The sequence below is a fragment of the Burkholderia sp. 10_S31 genome (genome assembly GCF_056930375.1).
The window spans coordinates 529,552-548,606 of the sequence record NZ_JBXOWK010000001.1 but is presented as its reverse complement, the minus strand read 5'-3'; the positions used below and the strand labels follow the sequence as shown (position 1 = coordinate 548,606).

At 60.3% G+C, this 19,055-nt stretch carries 13 protein-coding genes; 5 read left to right on the top strand and 8 right to left on the bottom strand.

The genetic code is table 11. From position 1 onward, the window contains the following. Window positions 1-3: 3 nt before the first annotated feature. The 8 genes from AC1Z3W_RS02520 to tssB form a co-directional block, all read right to left on the bottom strand. Complete coding sequence (locus AC1Z3W_RS02520; RefSeq protein ID WP_483506883.1) at window positions 4-1,080, bottom strand: T6SS immunity protein Tli4 family protein; 1,077 nt, start codon at window positions 1,078-1,080, stop codon at window positions 4-6. Between the two features lie 515 nt (window positions 1,081-1,595). Beyond that, complete coding sequence (locus AC1Z3W_RS02515) at window positions 1,596-2,495, bottom strand: T6SS immunity protein Tli4 family protein (RefSeq protein WP_483506881.1); 900 nt, start codon at window positions 2,493-2,495, stop codon at window positions 1,596-1,598. Window positions 2,496-2,700: 205 nt separating this feature from the next. After that, complete coding sequence (locus AC1Z3W_RS02510; RefSeq protein ID WP_483506879.1) at window positions 2,701-3,600, bottom strand: T6SS immunity protein Tli4 family protein; 900 nt, start codon at window positions 3,598-3,600, stop codon at window positions 2,701-2,703. A 205-nt stretch (window positions 3,601-3,805) separates the two neighbouring features. Further along, a complete protein-coding gene (locus tag AC1Z3W_RS02505; RefSeq protein WP_483506877.1) occupies window positions 3,806-4,708 on the bottom strand; it encodes a T6SS immunity protein Tli4 family protein in 903 nt (300 codons plus the stop codon). Further along, on the bottom strand, window positions 4,705-6,495 hold the full coding sequence (locus AC1Z3W_RS02500; RefSeq protein WP_483506875.1) for an esterase/lipase family protein: 1,791 nt from the start codon (window positions 6,493-6,495) through the stop codon (window positions 4,705-4,707). Before AC1Z3W_RS02500 ends, AC1Z3W_RS02505 begins: the two co-directional genes overlap by 4 nt. 30 nt (window positions 6,496-6,525) lie before the next feature. Next, entirely contained in the window at window positions 6,526-8,994 is a 2,469-nt protein-coding gene (locus tag AC1Z3W_RS02495; RefSeq protein WP_483506873.1) for a type VI secretion system Vgr family protein, read from the bottom strand. Between the two features lie 83 nt (window positions 8,995-9,077). After that, window positions 9,078-10,610, bottom strand: a complete 1,533-nt coding sequence (tssC, locus tag AC1Z3W_RS02490; RefSeq protein ID WP_483506871.1) for a type VI secretion system contractile sheath large subunit — start codon at window positions 10,608-10,610, stop codon at window positions 9,078-9,080. Between the two features lie 73 nt (window positions 10,611-10,683). Further along, on the bottom strand, window positions 10,684-11,196 hold the full coding sequence (gene tssB, locus AC1Z3W_RS02485) for a type VI secretion system contractile sheath small subunit (RefSeq protein ID WP_124833970.1): 513 nt from the start codon (window positions 11,194-11,196) through the stop codon (window positions 10,684-10,686). A 598-nt stretch (window positions 11,197-11,794) separates the two neighbouring features. Between tssB and tssK the strand changes: the two genes are divergently transcribed. From tssK to tssH, 5 genes are all read left to right on the top strand, one after another. Further along, window positions 11,795-13,147: a type VI secretion system baseplate subunit TssK gene (tssK, locus tag AC1Z3W_RS02480; protein ID WP_483506869.1), complete on the top strand. Its 1,353-nt coding sequence runs from the start codon at window positions 11,795-11,797 to the stop codon at window positions 13,145-13,147. Beyond that, entirely contained in the window at window positions 13,144-13,875 is a 732-nt protein-coding gene (locus tag AC1Z3W_RS02475; RefSeq protein ID WP_124833972.1) for a DotU family type IV/VI secretion system protein, read from the top strand. The genes tssK and AC1Z3W_RS02475 overlap by 4 nt, the downstream gene beginning before the upstream one ends. Next, window positions 13,872-15,593 carry an OmpA family protein gene (locus AC1Z3W_RS02470; protein WP_244104887.1) on the top strand — a complete coding sequence of 574 codons (1,722 nt, stop codon included), beginning with the start codon at window positions 13,872-13,874 and terminating at the stop codon, window positions 15,591-15,593. The genes AC1Z3W_RS02475 and AC1Z3W_RS02470 overlap by 4 nt, the downstream gene beginning before the upstream one ends. Before the next feature lie 108 nt (window positions 15,594-15,701). Beyond that, window positions 15,702-16,187, top strand: coding sequence for an Hcp family type VI secretion system effector (locus AC1Z3W_RS02465; RefSeq protein WP_006494514.1), 486 nt, complete (start codon window positions 15,702-15,704; stop codon window positions 16,185-16,187). Between the two features lie 136 nt (window positions 16,188-16,323). Beyond that, window positions 16,324-19,047 (top strand): type VI secretion system ATPase TssH, encoded by a 2,724-nt coding sequence (tssH, locus tag AC1Z3W_RS02460; RefSeq protein WP_483506867.1) that lies wholly within the window; start codon window positions 16,324-16,326, stop codon window positions 19,045-19,047. Window positions 19,048-19,055: the final 8 nt, after the last annotated feature.

Below are 19,055 nucleotides of genomic sequence, written 5' to 3'. Positions count from 1 at the left end.
TTCTCAAAAAGCATTGGGACGAGGCCGAAGGCTACGAGACACCGCATCCCACAAGGCTAGGGCCTCCCCCTCCGTGAGTGAGGATCGTTTGACTGTATCGGCCTGTGCCAGAAAATTCGGACTCGCGGTTAGCATGTCGAAAACGATGTAAGGCGCTTGCGGGCTACCCTGGTAATTCGTTTCCAGCGAGCCATGACTTCCCTGCACATTCACCTGCGTAAGTGACGATATCAACGCCTCGTCCACTTTCATGCCACTGGGCAGTTCGATACTCCCGGATCGAATCACACGTCCCTGGGCCGTCTTCAACGCATCCTGGACGTCCGTACTCCGTATGCGAGGCAGCAATGTGCTGGTCGCCTGCAAACCGGCGAAACTGTCCCAAGTGAATGACACATCCGCCTTGTCCGCGAGTACGTAGCTAGTCGAAACCTCTTCTTTTTCTGAAATTGCCTTGCCCGGCATGAATCCCCCGACGAAGCATGTTCCAGGCTCCGTCGGAATCTCGTCTTCGGGACGCCCCTGAAGTTTCGTTATCAGGTCGAAAGCAAGCTGCTTTTTTTCAGGTACGTTGGTCTTAACGGGGCCACTCTTCACAATTGATGCATCTTTGAATTTTGAATTGGTCCAGTCCACGGCTTGAATCTTCAAGCTGAGCTGATAACCTCGATCCCATCTGTAGGCCTCGATCACACGCCTTGCATCGTTGGATGCCCCAGGATCGCCAAGTGAAATAAAATACTTGGTATGTTCCATCCCGCCCACCGTGCCGGCATCGAAGAAAAATTGATATCCAAGCGTGCTGTGAGTTGCTTTCAATTCTGCTTCGAGTGCAAGCATGTCGTGCTTGAATTGCTCCAATGACATAGCTTTCGCATTGACCCTCACGTCATCAAACTTAGCATCGCCGATCGGCTGTGCGCTGGCTGGAAAATCAATCAGGTAACGTCCAATACAGCGTGACTTGATATCCGTTGTCGCTCCTATTACCGCCTTCTTCTCTTGCTCCGTGAGCGCCGATTTCTTAGCACCGCACGCCGCCAGCAATAATGCACAGATCAACCAGCCTGATTTCAACATGCTATGTATTCCATGGACGTGCCCTTGACGTTGCTTACCAACCGCGCAATTGCGCGGGGAGCGAACATTCGGCACGGTAGCGGGTTACATACACCCTCATATTCAACTCATTCGAAAGCTACGCAAGATCTTGCATAGATTGCCGGCGCACGACCCGACCGGAAATGAATCGTACCGTCGCTGTTTACTTGGCGGGATTAATTACACGCCGAATACTGGCCCTCACGGTCATAGACGAATAGATTTCGTTTCTACGGGCACGTTAACCAGATGCTGCCCGATGACGCATCGTTTTCACGTCTTGCTTCATACCACCCCCTTCTTGTGCAAGCAATTGGAAGCACAATGCAATTCGCTTTGCTTCTGACGCGGCGACGGAAACACCTCATCGCATAAGTAACGCATCGCCTCATTCACCGTCAGCACGCGCGGTGCGCCTAACGAGATGCGAGGAAGCATCGTCGCAACCGGTATGGCAAGAAGCGTCGTCAAAACTTTCCGCCGAGACAGCGTTTTCATACCGCCCCCGGACGCAGCCGAATCGAGTCCACGACGCCATCCCATAGCTCGAGCGCCTCGCCGTCGTTGGCGAACGATTCCTTGTTCGTGAGGTATGCGCTCTCGCCGACACGCAGCGATGCGTTCAGATTGGGTTCGGCCAGCGAATACGCCTTGCCGGGCGCTTCCCATTTGAAGCCGTAGGTCCGCTTTCCGTCCTGCGTGCCGGCCACCAGAATCTCGTCGGCTTCGATCGGCCCGACCGGCCGGACTCGGTTGCGCAACTGGCCTACACCTGCCACCGTCCCGAGCAATGCGGGCAAAACACCGCCCGCCCGGGCACGCAAGCCTAGGCCTACTCGTTCCTGCGCGTAGGCCGTCAACCGGAACCAAACATCGGGCTTGTCCGGCAGTCGAATGTTCAACTCCCAGCTTTCAAGGTTGAAGCGTTTCGCTACCAAGATAGCGTCGCCCGCCACGAAGCCCATCCCTTCCGGCAACACCCCGGACGGGATTTCGTGCCATTCGCCGGAAAGTTTTTGGCCCGTAGCCAACGCGACCGTCTTGCGGTCTGGCGAAACCTCCCCTGAATACAACATGTATTTTGAGCCTACCTGAAAGTAAGTGTCGAAGAGATAAAGTATTTCTCCCGTCGGGCGACTCCATGAGATCAACGTCACTGAGCCAGTGTCGTGCGGTACTCGCTCGACAAACAGGTTGCCGCGCGTGACGTGCTTCGCAGCTCGAAGGTCCTTCTCTCTTTGCGAAACCATGTTATTGAACATTGCCTGCGTCGTAATCGAAGGCAGCAACTCAATCCTTACTCCGTTGTATTTGTATGACTCGACGGTTGTCGCCTCATTAGGCACATCCACCAGATGCCGTCCGATAGCGCATGTTTTCCAGTCTTGCTTCATACCACTCCTGTCTTGTGTCGGCGCTCGGAAGCGCAATACAATTCGCTTTGCTTCTGACACGGCGACGGAAACACCTCATCGCACAAAAAACGCATCGCCTCGTTCACTGTCATCATGCGAGGTACGCCCGCCGAGATGCGAGGAAACATCGTGACAACCGGCGTGACAAGAAGCGCCATCAAAACTTCGCGGCGAGACAACATTTTCATACCGCCCCCGGACGCAGCCGAATCGAGTCCACGACGCCATCCCATAGCTCGAGTGCCTCGCTGTCGTTGGCGAACGATTCCTTGTTCGTGAGGTATGCGCTCTCGCCGACACGCAGCGATGCGTTCAGATTGGGTTCGGCCAATGAATACGCTTTGCCAGGCGCTTCCCATTTGAAGCCGTAGGTCCGCTTTCCGTCCTGCGTGCCAGCCACTAGAATCTCGTCGGCTTCGATCGGACCAACCGGCCGAACCCTGTTGCGCAGTTGTCCAACCCCCGCCACTGTCCCGAGCAATGCTGGCAAAATGCCACCCGCGCGCGCGCGCAGGCTGGGCCCAACACTCTTTTGCGCATAGGCGGTTAGTCGGAACCAGACATCGGGTCTATTAGGCAATCGAATATTCAATTCCCAGCTTTCGCGGTTGAAATCCTTGTCGACCAAGATGGTATCGCCTGCCACAAAGCCGATACCTTCCGGCAGTTCACCGGATGGAATTTCGTGCCATTCGCGTGACAGTTCCTGCCGTAACGCCAACGCCGTCGCTTTGCGGTCCGGCGACACCGTTCCCGAATACTTCAAGCTTCTTGAGTCTGCACGAATGTAGGTGTCAAAGAAGTACTGTATGTCGTTCGTCGGGCGATTCCACGAGATCAACGTCACTGAATCGTTGGCGTGCAGTACTCGATCAACAAACAAACTGCCGTTTGAAATATGCTTCGTCATACGAAGCACCTTTTCTTTCCGGGCTATCAGGTCGTCAAAGCTCGTCAACGTCTGGATCGCAGGCAGCAACTCAATCTTTACCTCGTTGTATTTGTATGACTCAACGGTTGTCGCCTCATTAGGTACATCCACCAGATGCCGTCCGATAGCACGCGTTTTCCAGTCTTGTTTCATACCACTTCCGTCTTGGGTCGGTGCTCGGAAGCGCAATGCGATTCGCTTTGTTTCTGACGCGGAGACGGAAATACCTCATCGCACAAGTAACGCATCGCCTCGTTCACTGTCATCATGCGAGGTGCGCCCACCGAGACGCGAGGAAACATCGTGACAACCGGCGTGACAAGAAGCGCCATCAAAACTTCGCGGCGAGACAACATTTTCATACCGCCCCCGGACGCAGCCGAATCGAGTCCACGACGCCATCCCATAGCTCGAGTGCCTCGCTGTCGTTGGCGAACGATTCCTTGTTCGTGAGGTATGCGCTCTCGCCGACACGCAGCGATGCGTTCAGATTGGGTTCGGCCAATGAATACGCTTTGCCAGGCGCTTCCCATTTGAAGCCGTAGGTCCGCTTTCCGTCCTGCGTGCCGGCCACCAGAATCTCGTCGGCTTCTATCGGGCCAACCGGCCGGGCTCGGTTGCGCAGTTGCCCAACCCCCGCCACTGTCCCGAGCAATGCTGGCAAAATGCCGCCCGCTCGCGTGCGCAGGCCGGGCCCAACGCTCTTTTGCGCGTAGGCGGTTAGTCGGAACCAGACATCGGGTCTATTGGGCAGCCGAATGTTCAATTCCCAGCTTTCGCGGTTGAAGTCCTTGTCTACCAAGATGGTATCGCCTGCCACAAAGCCGATACCTTCCGGCAGTTCGCCGGATGGAATTTCGTGCCATTCGCGTGACAGTTCCTGCCGTAACGCCAGCGCCGTAGCTTCGCGGTCCGGCGACACCTCTCCAGAATACAATAGGCTATTTGAGCCTGCCCGAAAGTAAGTGTCGAATCGATAGTACTCGTAGTCCAAGTCCGGGTCGCTCCACGATATCAAAGTAACAGAGCCATTGGCGTGTGGCACCCGTTCGACAAACATATTTCCTCGCGAAATATGCTTGGCCTCGCGAAGCTCCCGCTCTTTTCGGGATATCTGATCGTCAAAGCGCGCTTGCGTTGTTATCTTCGGCAACAGCTCAATTTTCACGTTGTTGTATTTATACGCTTCGACAACTGCCGCTTCATCGGGTACATCTACAAGATGCCGCCCAATTGCTCGTGTTTTCCAACCTTGCCTCATGAAGACTCCTTCTTATGCCAGTGTGCTTGCTGGGCGATCTTGACGATGGCATACATGGTGGCGTACAGCGGCCGCCCATGCTCATCGCCATAGCTGCCTTGATGGTCGTAACCGAAATGCTCATTGGACTTGCCTGGATAGCCCTGTCCGTGGGCAAAACTCATCGCAATACCTGCTTTGCCTGGCGCTTCGCCGGAATACACTGGCACGGTGCCGTCTCCAGGGCAGTCGGGTTCGCCAATGGTCAACTTGATGCCCGAGGTAGTTTTGAGCGTGCCATTTCCATCATCACTCGCAATAGCCACTCCGACTGCTTCAAGACCGTCCACACCGCGCCCCTCCCATGACACCTCGCCCCAACTGAAACGGTTATTGCTCGCTAACATCCCGGTGCCGAAGAGGCCACCCGAATCCTTCTCTCTCTCGCGTCTGCCCTGTGCGCCATAATGCACATAAGTCGGAGATTTATAACGAATTTGAATGTCTGAATGAAATTTGCGGACTTTCGCGACGACCTTATTCAAATCGTTACGTAATGTCTCGTCCTCAGACTTGGAACTACCCGTCGATTGCGACCGCGCCTTCTTCTCCATGGGATTCACCAGCCCCAAATTCCCCTCCGGCACCAACCCATACCACGCAGGCGAGCAATAAATCTCGTTATAAGGATCGCCATTCTGCGGCAGCGCAAGAAGCTCTTTACCCGTCTCCTTATCACGCACCTTAAGCCAAGGCTTACCGTCGTTGTAATCCGCTGTAGGCAGCAGTTCCAGCCCGCCCGGTGATTGAGAAAGAATCGCCACGACATCGGCCGCATTGCGCCCGAGGAACACTTGCTCCGCGCCTTCAAAACCGGACCGCATGCGCTTATAAGTAGCGGGCGCGCCAGTCGCCGGCTGCACGCCATGCGAGACGCCCAGCACCTTGTCACATTGATGCAGCTCGGTAAGCGCGCGACTGACGAGCCCGCCCATCGAATGAGTCACGATGATCACCTTCTCCGCCATGGGCCGGCTTGGGGCCGGGCGCTCGTTGGTACAGTTTGATCCGCCCTTGCCATCCGGCGTGTCCTTCACGATGACGCTCTTGCCTTCGTTGTAGAACGGCAGGATGGTTTGCTCAATGAGCTCCTTGATGGCAGCGCCGGAGTCCCGGTTGCTTTGCAGCCAGTTGTATCCTCCTGCCCAGACATCGAACTGATAGTTGGCCGCATGCAGGATCTCTTCACGCGTAAGGGCATCGCCTTCTTTAGCGCCCCATTCGGTCGGCGCGTCCTGCCCAGCTTCAGCGGCCCATTTCCGGAGATCGGCCTCGCAACGCTGAAAGTCGTACCGAGACAGATCGTTCAGTAGATGTTGAAGCTTTGCCATGAACGGGTGATAGCTGGAGCGCATCAGGGCGCCCCAACCACGAGCGACCAGCACATTCTTCGGCAGGCCGCTCTCGCCAGCATCGATAGGCCCGCTGGGATCGATCTCTACCGAGTTGGTCACCAGATCGCCGGCACGTTCGTTTGTACTCTTGAACAGGTAGCTGAACAACTGTCCGATCAGATCGGCCGCGCCGCGCGGATCCTTGTTGGGCGGTCGCCAGACGCTGGCCTTGCCAACCGTCTTGCGCAGGTTCGTTCCCATGATCCCGGGCAGAAAGAGAATCGGGATCACGTAAGGCTTGGCAAGCACTATTTTTTCGCGCTGATCTTCCGTGGAAGTCAGTGTCGCGATGCTGTACTGGTCTCCGTTTTCGTCGACCACGCTATGATGCAAAACGGATGTAGCATCTGTCATGATGTTGCTCCGAAAAATAGGTCGGTGAATTCAGTCCAGCAGCCGAATGCGAACATGCTCGGTGAAGAGACTCTTCTGTTGCGGCGTCTTACCGAGCTCGTCCGTCAACACCTTGAGCACACTACCGTCGTCCCGCTTGATCTCGGCCTGCACATTGGTCAGCGGCTCGCCGGTGGACGGGTTTCGCACGACATAGGAATCGTCAAACTTCGCGTGCTTCCACGTATTCATCGTTTCGGCGAGCGAACTCGGCCCCTGCCGACTGAACGCGGCCGACTTGATCGTGCGATTGCCACGCGTGCCGTCCTCAATGCCCGTCGGAGCGATGCGGACGTACGATCCACCACACTTGAGGAGCAACTCCTCTTTCGCCTCGATCATGACCCGCCCGTTCGCGCTCGTCATTCGCATGTCCTTGTCGGACATCAGGTGCATGTCGTCACTTTGTGCCTGGATCTCAACTTTTCCCCTGGCGGCAAAGAGCTTCAAGCCAAATTTCTGCGCGAAGATCGATACGAGGTCACCGGCTGACACGGTAAACCGCTTCATGACGCCGAAATCGGCATTCCCGCCGGTAGTGGCAATCAAATTGTCGTTCGCGGTGAGTTGCAGATCCGTTCCGGATGTGAGGCCCATGCCGTCCGGGGCGCTCACGAGAACCCCTGCCTTCTTGAGTTCTTTCAACGTCTCGTCAAGCAACACGCGCTGGCGGTCGTAGTCGGCCGCCACGGCCTGCGCGGTTTGCGCGGCCTCTCCGAGCCCACGCATTTGCTGAAGCGCCAGATCGAGTAATCCCTGCGCACGCTCCATCGCGAGCTGTTGACCATTGCCTGCCGGTTGGGCCTCTGCCGTGACTAGAACGCCTTTTGCACCGCGAATGGCGACGTGGCCGTCCGTTCGGAGCTCCGCGCCACGCCCACGTTCCTCGCATTCACCGTCAACCACGTGCCCCAGATTGAGCTCACTGGTCTGAAACGGCGTCGTCAGATGAACGTGCTCGACACCTTCCTTATCCTCCATCCGCAGTTCGTTCTGCGCGGCGGTGCGGATCAGATTCCGGGTATGGTTCTGACTGGTGACGAGATCAGGATGCAGGCTGTCATGCATCGCCCCGATGATCACAGGCCGATCCGGATGACCTTGCGTGAAAACAACGGCCACCTCCGCCCCATCGATTAGCGGAAAGTGATGCCCGTAGTTGTCACCGCTATACGGCTTCGCGAACCGCACGGGCCGGCTTGTCCCACCCGGGCTCCATTCATCGAGATCGAACGGCAGCTTGATCACATACCAGCCCTGCTCGGTCAGATACGCATACTTGTAATCACCGGGGGATGTAATGCGCGCGGGCAAAATGCCGTCGATGGCCGGTCGCTTGATGGTATCGATCGGCGTGCGCCACACACGATCAGACGGAACCCCCTCAAAGGTCATCCAATACGACTGATCGCGCCCGCCCTGCGACTCCACCGCGGTGATGAAGATCCCATGCTTCGCGTCGGCCAGGTTCGGCTCGATCCGCATGACTTCACCCGCTTCGAGCCAGAACGGATTGCCCGTGCCCTTGAACGCGATCTGCGCTGCGAGATGCTCCTGGTGACGCCGGCGGGCCACACCTTTACCCTCTTCCGGCGTCTCGTAATGCTCGCCCCAACAGTAATCAATGCCGCTCGTCGTCGTGTCGTCGCGCGCGGCGTTTTCCTCGACCAGCAGCGACACACCGGCCTGCCGATGGTTGTAGTCGTGCAGACGCACGGCTTCAGGTACACGCCGCGTCCGCTTCTCGAGCGTCTTGATTGCGTCCGCGCCGGCACTCTCGAGCCCGCCGTCTCGCCGGTACGACACGGTGCGTTGCTTGCGTGCGTAGGCATCCAGATCGTCGCCAAACACGAGCACCGCGTGATCCTTCTTCTGCTCCCAGCGGAACCAGATCCCTTCCTCCGCACAAATACGCTGGATAAAGACAAATGTCGTTTCGTGATACTGGGTGATGTACTCGCGCCGCTTGTATTCGCCGCGCAGCTGAAACAGGAAGTCGACCCCGGCCCGGTAGCCGTAATGGCGCAGCGTGTCGGTCACGATCTCCTCGACGGACTGCTTCTGGAACAGCCGGCTCGTCGCGCCTCGGTTCAGGTTGGCGAGCTTCGGCTCGAGCCGCACCCGATAGTGGGTCTGATCGGCCGAACTGCCGAACTCGTCGAACTGCGTGATGACGCCGTGGATCGTATATGCCGGCGACATCGTACTGAATTGCCCGGCGTTCTCGCCAAACATTCTGCGCAGATAGTCCAGGTTCGGATCGACCGGTGCGACGATGAATTTCGCGGGGCGGCCGACCACTTGATCCATTGGAATACCCGCCATCGGGCTCGTGAATTCGATGTCGTAGCGGTACAACTCGCTCACGGCGTCCCGGCCCGTAAACCGCAGCACGGACGTCGGCGCCGGGTGCGGCGCCAGCTTCAATTCATAAGCCTGCGACGGCAGGATCATCGACATGGTTTTTCTCTCAGGTGCACGAACACAACGGTGCCGCCGGAGCAGCCATCGGCGCCCCGGCGGGTCATGCATGAAACGTCGGATCAGCCCTTGGCCTTCGGCATCTGCGACACGAGCGACAAGCCGATGTCCATGCCCTCGACCTGGAAGTGCGGGATGATGAAGAGCTTGATGCGGAAAAAGCCCGGGTTGTCCTCGATGTCCTCGACCGTCACCTTCGCCTCGCGCAGCGGGTGCGACGCCTGCAGCTCGTCGCCCGGATCCTTCATCTCGGTCACAAGCCCCTTGATCCAGTTGTTCAGCTCGAGTTCGAGCAGACGCCGGTCCTTGGTCGTGCCGATGTTCTCGCGCTGAATCAGCTTCAGGTAGTGCGCGATGCGCGACAGCAGGAAGATGTACGGCAAGCGCGCGTTGATGCGGCTATTGGCCGTCGCCTCCTTCGTCTCGTACAACGCCGGCTTTTGCGTCGAGCTGGCCGAGAAGAAGCATGCGAAGTCGTGGTTCTTGTAGAACGACAGCGGAATGAAGCCGAGATTCGCGAACTCGAACTCGCGCGTTTCCGGAATCAGCACTTCGGTCGGAATCTTCGGCTGCACACCGGTACCGAGGTCATACAGGTGAACCGGCAGGTCTTCCACCTTGCCGCCTGCCTGCGGGCCACGAATCTGCACGCACCAGCCGTTGCTGACGAAGCTGCGCACCATGTTGGCCGCGAACGCGAACGACGCGTTGACCCACAGATACTTGTCGTGGTCCGGGCCCTTCACCGCCTCTTCGTAGTTGAACGCACGCACCGGCGTCGTATCCTTGCCGTACGGCAGGCGGCCGAGCACGCGTGGCATCGTCAGGCCAACATAGCGCGCATCGTCGGTGTCTCGGAAACTCTTCCACTTGATGTACTCGGCACGATCGAAGTAGTTGCCGATGTCCTGGATGGACGCGACTTCCTCCATCGAATGCTTGCCGAAGAACGCTGCGCCCACCGAGCCGATGAACGGCATGTGCGCCGCCGCCGCAACCTTCGAAATATTGCGCAGCAGCGCGACATCCATCGGCGAGTTCGCGAATTCGAAATCGCTGATCATCGCGCTGATGGGCTGTCCGCCCGGCGTGTCGTATTCCTCAATGTACGTGAGACGATACAGGCCGCTCTGAATCAGCTCCGGCGAGTCCTCGAAGTCGCGCTGCAGCGCATCCTTCGATACATCCAGCACCTCGATTCGAGCGTTCTTGCGGAAGTCCGTGCGCGACACGAGCATCTTCAGGCCTCGCCAGCGACCTTCGAGCGCCTGGAAATCCGGAGCATGCATGACCGCGTCGAGCTGGCGGCCGATCTGCCGGTCAAGCTGCCCGATGTAAAAATCGAGCAGCGACTTGTCGAGCCGGTCGACCGGCTTGCTTTCCTTCGCGATCAGGTTGAGCAGCGCGTCCATGCCGCGCGCGACCCGTTCGTCGGCCGATGCCTCCGACAATGCGTCGTTGTCGCGGAATGCTTCCAGCGGCCGCGCCTCGGCGACCGGCTTCAGGTTGATCTTGTTGCACAGCGTGGCGTAGACGCTGTCGTTTTCGAGCACCATCGTTTCCGTAGCGCCCTGGCGCGATTCATTCTGGTTCATGTGTCTCTCAGTCACGTTTGGTATGGCTGCCTGGTTGCGGGAGGCGGTGACGGCCGTCTTGGGCCGGCCGCGCTCACGCACGGCCTTCCTGTTGCAGGGTGGCCGTCGCGATTTGCCCCAGTTCGCCACGCAGCTTGTCGGAGAGGCGCTGGTCCTTCAGGATCTTCTCGAACTCACGGCGGAACATGACGTTGTCGAGCAGATTCGACTTGAGGTCGCGCAACAGATTGCGCATCGCCAGCATCGCTTGCAGCTCGGGAATCTGGCGAGCAACCTGCTCGGGCTCGAAATCCTTCATCGAGCGGAACGAGAGATTGACGGGCAGTTCCGAGCCGTCGCCGGTCAGGGTGTTCTCCGCAGCAATCTTGAGATCCGGCGCGTAGTCGGCCAGGACTGCATCGAAGTTGTTCTTGTCGATATTGACCTTCTTGCGTTCGGCCAGCGGCGCCTGTTCACGGCCCGCGCTGAAGTCGCCCGCGACGAGCAGCTTCAACGGCAACTCGACCTTCTTCTGGGCCCCGCCCGTATGCAAATCCAGCGTAATCGAGACACGGCTCTTTGGAATTTCCCTCTGGAAGCTATCCATTTGCAATCCTTATTTAGTGGTGGTCAAGCGTTGGGCAGGAGCACGGCGTATTCAACACGATGGCCTCGTCGATACATCACGCACGGGATTCAATGCGCAGGATGTCTCGATCGATATTTCATCGCATGGCCTCCGCTCGTATGACTGAATCGCATGGGACTTATACACGGCAAACGCTTGGACAGTCAAAGCGCGTCGCTCAAAAACCACAATCACCAAATGCAAAAAATCGCAAACATCCCGAAACAATTAACAAATTCGAAAGACATCGATTATTTTCGAGATGATTGACATGCCAGCCCCGAAAGACGCCACCTCAATTCATTCACGTTCGCCCCAATCCCCTATCAGGCGGGCCACCGTCGCCTTCCCCACTATTCACACGTCACCCTTTCCAGCGACACGCAAATTCATCAAAAACCATATATCCCAAAAATAATCGCCCGACGAAGCGTCTCATTTGTTCACATTTCCCGGATTTCAAATTAGTAAACCAAACTAGTTGGATTTTCCAAAATTGGTTGTACATTGCAAAAAATGTCATGTATAGGTTACGCCCTTGGACCGAATAACGAACAGACACACCACACGAGAGACCATGCGAATCGCGAAGCCGCTATGGCACGAGGGCCTCATCCTGACGCAGCAGCATTTTCAGCAACAGGATAGATGGGCTGAATTTGCGCTACGTCAGTACGCCTGCGCGGCTATGGCGCAGCCGTGGGGAACGCTTGGAGTAGAGATCGACGAAGAGGCGCTGTCGACAGGGCGCCTGAAACTCGCCCGCCTGAGGCTGTGTTTTCCGGACGGCACGCCGATCGATACGACCGTCGCCGATACGCTGCCGTCTGCGCGCGATCTGACGCAAGGCGTGCCAGCGGACATGCAGAGCGTCGTTGTGTTCGCCGCGCTCGCGTTGCCGGATGCGAATGGCAGCAACTGCCGTTTCGACGAGACGTCGCTCGCTCGCCCACGGCGCGCTTACCGTGAATTCGTCAAGGTCGCGGACCTGAACGGAACCGGCGACGCCGAAATCGCCGTCGAACGGCGTGCAGTGCGGCTGGTTTTCGACTTCGAGTCGCACGCCGACGACACGGTCTGTGCGATCGCGCGACTGACGCGCGGATCTGGCGGCCAGTTCCAGGTCGATCGACAATTCGTGCCGCCGTGCCTCACGCTCGGCGGCCATCCACTGCACATCGAGCGGATCAATCGTCTGGCAGACATCCTGCACGCCAAGACGCTCGCGCTCGGTACGCGTCGTAGCGAACGCATCGCCGAGGTCGCGGAATACGGCGTGGCCGACGTGCAACTCTTCTGGCTGCTGCATTGTATCCACACGGCCTGGCCGCAGTTGCGACTGTTCGCCGCGCATCCGGGTCGCCCTCCCGAGCATCTGTACACGACACTCGCGCAGTTGACGAGCGCACTGATGACGTTCTCGACCGAAGCGCAGCTCACCGACATTCCAGCGTACGACCATGCGCGAGCCGACGAGGTGTTCGCGAGACTGGAATCGCTGATCCGCAATCTGCTCGACGCCATCATTCCGTCGCGGGTCGTGTCGATCGGCCTCACCCGCAAGGGGCCGACCACCTGGACCGGCCAGTTCCTCGACGAACGGATCGTCGCGGATGCCGCCGACTGGTATCTGTCGGTCAACGCGCCGATGCCCGCGTTCGAGCTGGTCGAACAGTTTCCACGGCTTTGCAAGATCGGCGCTCCCGACGACGTCGAACACATCATCAATTCGGCTCTGCTGGGCGTCCCGCTCAAGGCCGTCCAGCGCGTGCCGGGCGCGATCCCCGTGCGTCTGGACAATCAGTATTTCGCACTGGACGCGTCCAGTGCCGTGCACGCGAAGATGCTCGCCGCGCGAGCCTGCCAGATCTACCTGCCCGCGTCGGTACCCGACGCCTCGCTCGAACTTTACGCCGTGTTGCATTCATGAATGCCCTGACTTCCAACCGAAACGACACGGCGCTGATGCCGAACGCGACGGGCGCCATCAGCCCGCCCGGCGACGGGATGCGCGATCTGCTGCGCGACACCGCGCTGCTTGTGACGACGCTCGCCTCGGGCGGACGGGCTCAGGACGCGGTCGCATTGCGGATCCGGTGCAAGCAGCTTGTCGAACAGTTCTCGAGTGCCCTGCAGCACCGGGGCTTTCCGGACGACGTGCGCAACGAGGTACTGATTGCGCAGTGCGGGCTGCTCGACGAGGCAGCGCTGCGGCACCTGCCCGGCGAATCCCGGGCCGCATGGGAGCGCGAGCCGCTGCAGGTGGAGCAGTTCAACCTGCACGAAGCCGGTGAACGCGTATTCGAGCGGATCGACGCGCGCATGCGCGAACCAGCGCCGCCCGTCGCGTTGCTCGAGTGCTACTCGGCCATCCTCGGGATGGGATTCGTGGGCCGGTACGCCCGTGACGGTGAAGCCAAGCGGGCTGCGCTGATCGCGTCGTTGAACGCCAGACTGGAAGCGCTGCGCCCTGCCCCGGATCGGCCATTCATCGCGGATCGCGTCGAACGGCGCGTGTCCGACTGGTTCCACCGGCTGTCTCCATGGGCGATCGCCGGACTCGCGTGCATCGCCGCCACGATCGTATGGGGCGTCTGGTCGACCATACTCGACGGGCAGCTCGCACACCTTGTGGCGACAAAGGCCATTCGCCCGTGAAATCCGACCTGCCTGCTCTCTCTGCAGAATCGAAACGGCCGCCCGATCGTGGCCACGAAGGGCTCGGGTATCCATCCCGGTTCATGGTCGCATTCGCAACTGTGCTGGTGCTCGCCGTGATCTGGCTGGTGCTTCCACTCGGTTCCGGCGTCGCCTGGACACTTTCCGCCATCGCCGGGATTGTCGCGCTCGCGCTAATGGTGTGGTGTACGTGCAGGCTTGGCCGCGCGCGTAGCCAGAGCGCGCATGTGCTGACCGCGCTGGGCACGGCGACGGCTGACATTCCGGTCAAGCTGCGCACGCGCATGCCGCTCGTGCTGGTGACCGGCGATGGTCTGCCCGCACTGTTCGACCGTGCGGGAGAGGCCCGGCACGTGCACCTCGGCGACGGCGGCATCTGGCTGCGCGTCGATCGCCCACAGGATCTGCCGCGCCTGGCCGTTGCGGTCAGGCAGTGGCGCGACGGGCGGGCGCCGGACGGCGTCGTGCTGTCCGTCGCGCCTGCGTTGCACGCGGAAACCGACACGCTGACGCAGAACTTGCGTGCCGTACGGCAGGCCGTCGCCGATGCCGCCCGCATGCTGGGTACGCGACTACCCGGTTACGTCGCGGTCTACCAGCGGCTCACCACCGGCCCTGTCGACCTCTCGACGCCGGTGTGGTACGGCGTGTCGTCGGCCGCGCGCCTGGCGGGTGGCGAACGTTTCGAATCCGTGGTCCGCGCAGCGGAAAACGAGGTTCAACGCGCGGCCGGCGATCGCATCGCCGCAACACGCGCCGCCTCACTGGCCTCCATCGTCGGCTGGACGCAGCGCGTCGTTCTCGGCGCACTGACGGACCGACGACTGCTGGCGGCGCCGTGGGCGCAGTTCGGCGCCGGCTGGATCGACTGCGGTCCGGCAAGTGCGTCCGGAAACCTGTGGGAACGCGATGTCGAAATGCAGACGTGCGTGGCACGTACGGTCTCCGCCGCCTCGCCGACGCCTTGGCCGCTCCCGCAGTCGCTGATCGAAGCGATGCCGCGGCGATACTGGATGTCTCCTCGTCAGGCCTCTGTGGGCCATGCATTCGCGCTGCTCGCCTGCGCCGCCGCCGTTGCCTTCTGGGGCGCAGCCAGGAACAACGAAGCGCTGCTGGATCGTATCGCCGCCGATCTCGGCCGCTATTCGACGATCCCGGCAAAGCACGACGCCGCGAAGCGCGACGCGCTACACGCCCTCGTGGCCGATCGGGATCAACTCGACCGCTACGCACGCACCGGTGTTCCGCTGCGCTTGTCGTTCGGCATGTATCGGGGCGCGCAGCTGATGCCGGTGCTGAACAACGCGATCGCATCTTACGAGCCGCCTCCGCCCCCGCCTGCCGTCGTCTCGCTCGACAGCATGTCACTGTTCGACAGCGGCAAGGCACTGCTGAAGCCGGGGTCGAACCGTGCCATGGTCGGCGCACTCGACATGATCAACGCGCATCCCGATAAACGCATCCTCGTCGCGGGCTACACCGACAACGTGGGCAATCCGGACAGCAATCTGAAGCTGTCAACCGCGCGCGCGGAAGCCGTGCGCGACTGGCTGGTCGACGCATCCGGCATTTCTGCGACCCGGTTCGCGATTCAAGGCTACGGCATGACGCGCCCGCTTTCGAGCAACGACACACCCGACGGTCGCGCACGAAACCGTCGCGTGGAAATTACCCTGGTACCGGACACGGGAAAGTAGCGATCCAGGTTTAGCCCCCAAAGCAACTCGCTTCGGGATTCTCAAGCTCAGGGGCGCGCTCCTGGCTAGTTTAGTAGTGCGTACAGTGAAATAAAAAGGAGTAAGGCAATGGCAATTCCGGCTTATATGTGGCTCAAGGACGACGGCGGCGCCGACATCAAGGGTTCGGTGACGGTTCAGGACCGCGAAGGCAGCGTCGAACTCGTCGCGTTCGACCACGGCGTGCATATCCCGACCGACGGCAACACCGGCAAGCTGACGGGCACGCGCGTCCACAAGCCGATCACGTTGACGAAGGAAACCGACGCCTCGACGCCGTACCTGTACAAGGCCGTGACGAGCGGCCAGACGCTCAAGTCGGTCGAGATCAAGTGGTACAAGATCGACGACGCGGGCAAGGAGAAGGAGTACTTCAACACGAAGCTCGACAACGTGAAGATCGTCGCCGTAAATCCGGTCATGCATGACATCAAGAACCCGGACTACGAGAAGCACAACCACCTCGAAAACGTGGAGCTTCGCTACGAAACGATCACTTGGTCGTACAAGGACGGCAACATTATCCACAAGGACACCTGGAACGAGCGGTCCTGATACCGATCGATGGTCGAACCGCCGGCTCCTCGCGCGGTTCCTTTGACAGCCTGGCCGGTTCAGGCTGCCCTTCCTGTCCTCGAGACCGAGTTCGGTCCATGACTGTGCCTCGCCCCTTCCTTCTTCAGACCTCGACATGATTCCGCGCGACACGACCCACCTGCTCCGTCGACTCAATCCGCACTGCGCGAAGGCGCTCGAAGCGGCCGTGAGCTTATGCCAGACGCGTCTCGCGGACGAGATCACCGTCGAGCACTGGCTGCTGAAACTGATCGAAGCCGGTGACGGAGACATCCCTGCAATTCTGGGGCATTACGGTATCGACATCGACACCGTCTGGGATGCGCTGCTCGCCTCGATCGAGCATCTTCCGCGCAACCTTCGGGGCAAGCCGGCCCTCTCTCCGCAACTGGCAACCATGCTGCAAGACGCATGGCTCCGTGCAGCGTCCAACACCGACGACGCGGCCATCAGGTCCGGCGATCTGCTGCAGGCGATCGTCGATCGTCCCCATGTATTGCGTGCAGAGAACGCCTGGCCTCTGCTGTCCGTCAGCAGCACGCAGATCCAGCGCGTCCTGCCGCGCCTTGCCCATCGTTCGTGCGAAAGCTTGCGTCCGGAGGATATCGAAGCCGGAGCGGGTGACCATCCGATCGCTCCCGTAGCCGATCAGACGCCAGCATCGGCCCCGCCCGTCGTGGCAGCAACGCTCGCGCCCCGGCAAACCATCGACGGCGACGCCCTTTCCCGCTTCACGATCGACCTGACCGACAAGGCTCGACGCGGCACCATCGATCCGGTGTTCGGCCGCGATCGTGAAATCCAGCAGATGGTCGACGTGCTCGCGCGTCGGCGCAAGAACAATCCGATTCTCGTCGGCGAACCGGGCGTCGGCAAGACCGCGCTCGTCGAAGGCCTCGCGCTGCGCGTCGCCGAGGAAAGCGTCCCGAACGTGATTCGTGACGTGCGCATCCTGACACTCGATTTGGGCCTGCTGCAGGCCGGCGCCGGCGTGAAGGGGGAGTTCGAGCAACGCTTGAAGAACGTCATCGACGAGGTCCAGTCTTCGCCCGAGCCGATCCTGCTCTTCATCGACGAGGCGCACATATTGATCGGAGCGGGCAACGCCGCCGGCGGCGCCGATGCTGCCAACCTGCTCAAGCCGGCGCTCGCACGTGGCGAACTGCGTACGATCGCGGCAACTACCTGGTCGGAGTACAAGGAATTCTTCGAGCGCGACGCCGCGCTCGAGCGCCGCTTCCAGATCATCAAGGTCGGCGAACCCGACGACGATGCGGCGTGCCTGATGTTGCGAGGCCTGAAGAGTCGCTATGCGGAATATCACAACGTGCACATTCGGGATGACGCGCTCATCGCGGCGGTGAAACTCTCGCGACGCTATATCCCCGCGCGGCAACTGCCGGACAAGGCAGTCGACCTGATCGATACCGCTGCCGCGCGGGTGCGAATGGGACTCGAATCGCCGCCCGCGGAACTGCAGCGCGCGCGCGCCGCGGTCTCCGCTCTCGAACTCGAACAGGCGACGCTCGACGCGGACGCGCAGGCCGGTATCGACGACGCTGCGCCTCGGCGCGCGGCGCTGGAGAGCGCACTGTCCGAGGCGCGGAACATCCTGACGGGCTTGCAGGCGCACCATGTCACCGAACTCGAGCTGGTCCGCCTCGTTCACCAGTATCGCGCCGAAATCGCCGAAGACCGCTCGGCGGCCAGCCACGGCCCGCTCGACGATATCAAACGCCGACTGGCCGACCGGCAAGGCAAGGCGCCGTTGATCTCTGTCGATGTCGATGCGGCAGCCATCGCACGTGTCGTTGCGGAATGGACGGGTGTGCCGGTCGGCAATCTCGTCGAAGACGAACTGGTGAGCCTGCTGAATCTCGAACAGCAGCTGGCCCGGCGCGTGGTCGCACAAGGCGACGCGCTGGCTGCGCTCGCCGAGAGCCTGCGCACCGCGAAGGCAGGCCTCAAGAATGAACATGCGCCACTCGGTGTCTTTCTGCTCGCAGGACCATCGGGTGTCGGCAAGACCGAAACGGCGCTGGCCCTGGCCGACCTGCTGTTCGGCGGCGAGGCCGCGCTCACGACGATCAACATGTCGGAATATCAGGAAGCACACACGGTGTCGCAACTTAAAGGTTCGCCGCCCGGTTATGTCGGCTACGGCCGCGGAGGCATCCTGACCGAAGCCGTGCGGCAGCGGCCGTACGGTGTCGTGCTGCTCGATGAAGTCGAAAAGGCCCACCGCGACGTGCTCGACATGTTCTATCAGGTGTTCGACCGCGGCATGATGCGCGACGGCGAAGGGCGCGAGATCGACTTCCGCAATTGCGTGATCCTGATGACGTCCAATCTCGGCAGCGCACGGATTGACGAGATGACCGCCGACGATCCGGAGATTGCTCAGGCGGCGTTGCTCGAGTCGATCCACCCGCAGCTTGCGGCGCACTTCCAGCCGGCCCTGCTCGCGCGCTTCCAGTCGCTCGTCTATCGGCCGCTCGACGCCGCCGCACTCGCGTCGATCGTGCGGCTCAAGCTGTCGAAGGTCGCCGATCGCCTGCGCCGGCAACACGACGTCGAGCTGGCGTGCGACGAGTCGTTGATCGACGCGATGGCCGAGCTTTGTCTCGCGCGCGAGTCCGGTGCGCGCAACGTCGATGCGTTCCTCAATCAGCGAATCCTGCCGAGCGTGTCGCGCGAACTGCTTGCGCGCATGGCCACCGGTGCCCCACCCGAAAAGATCGTGCTGTCGAGTTCGGCCGAGGGGAACCTAACGATCGATTTCGTCGATCGGAGCAACGTCGCGGTGGGCACGAAGGAACCGACACTCGCTACCGCGTAACGGGAGGC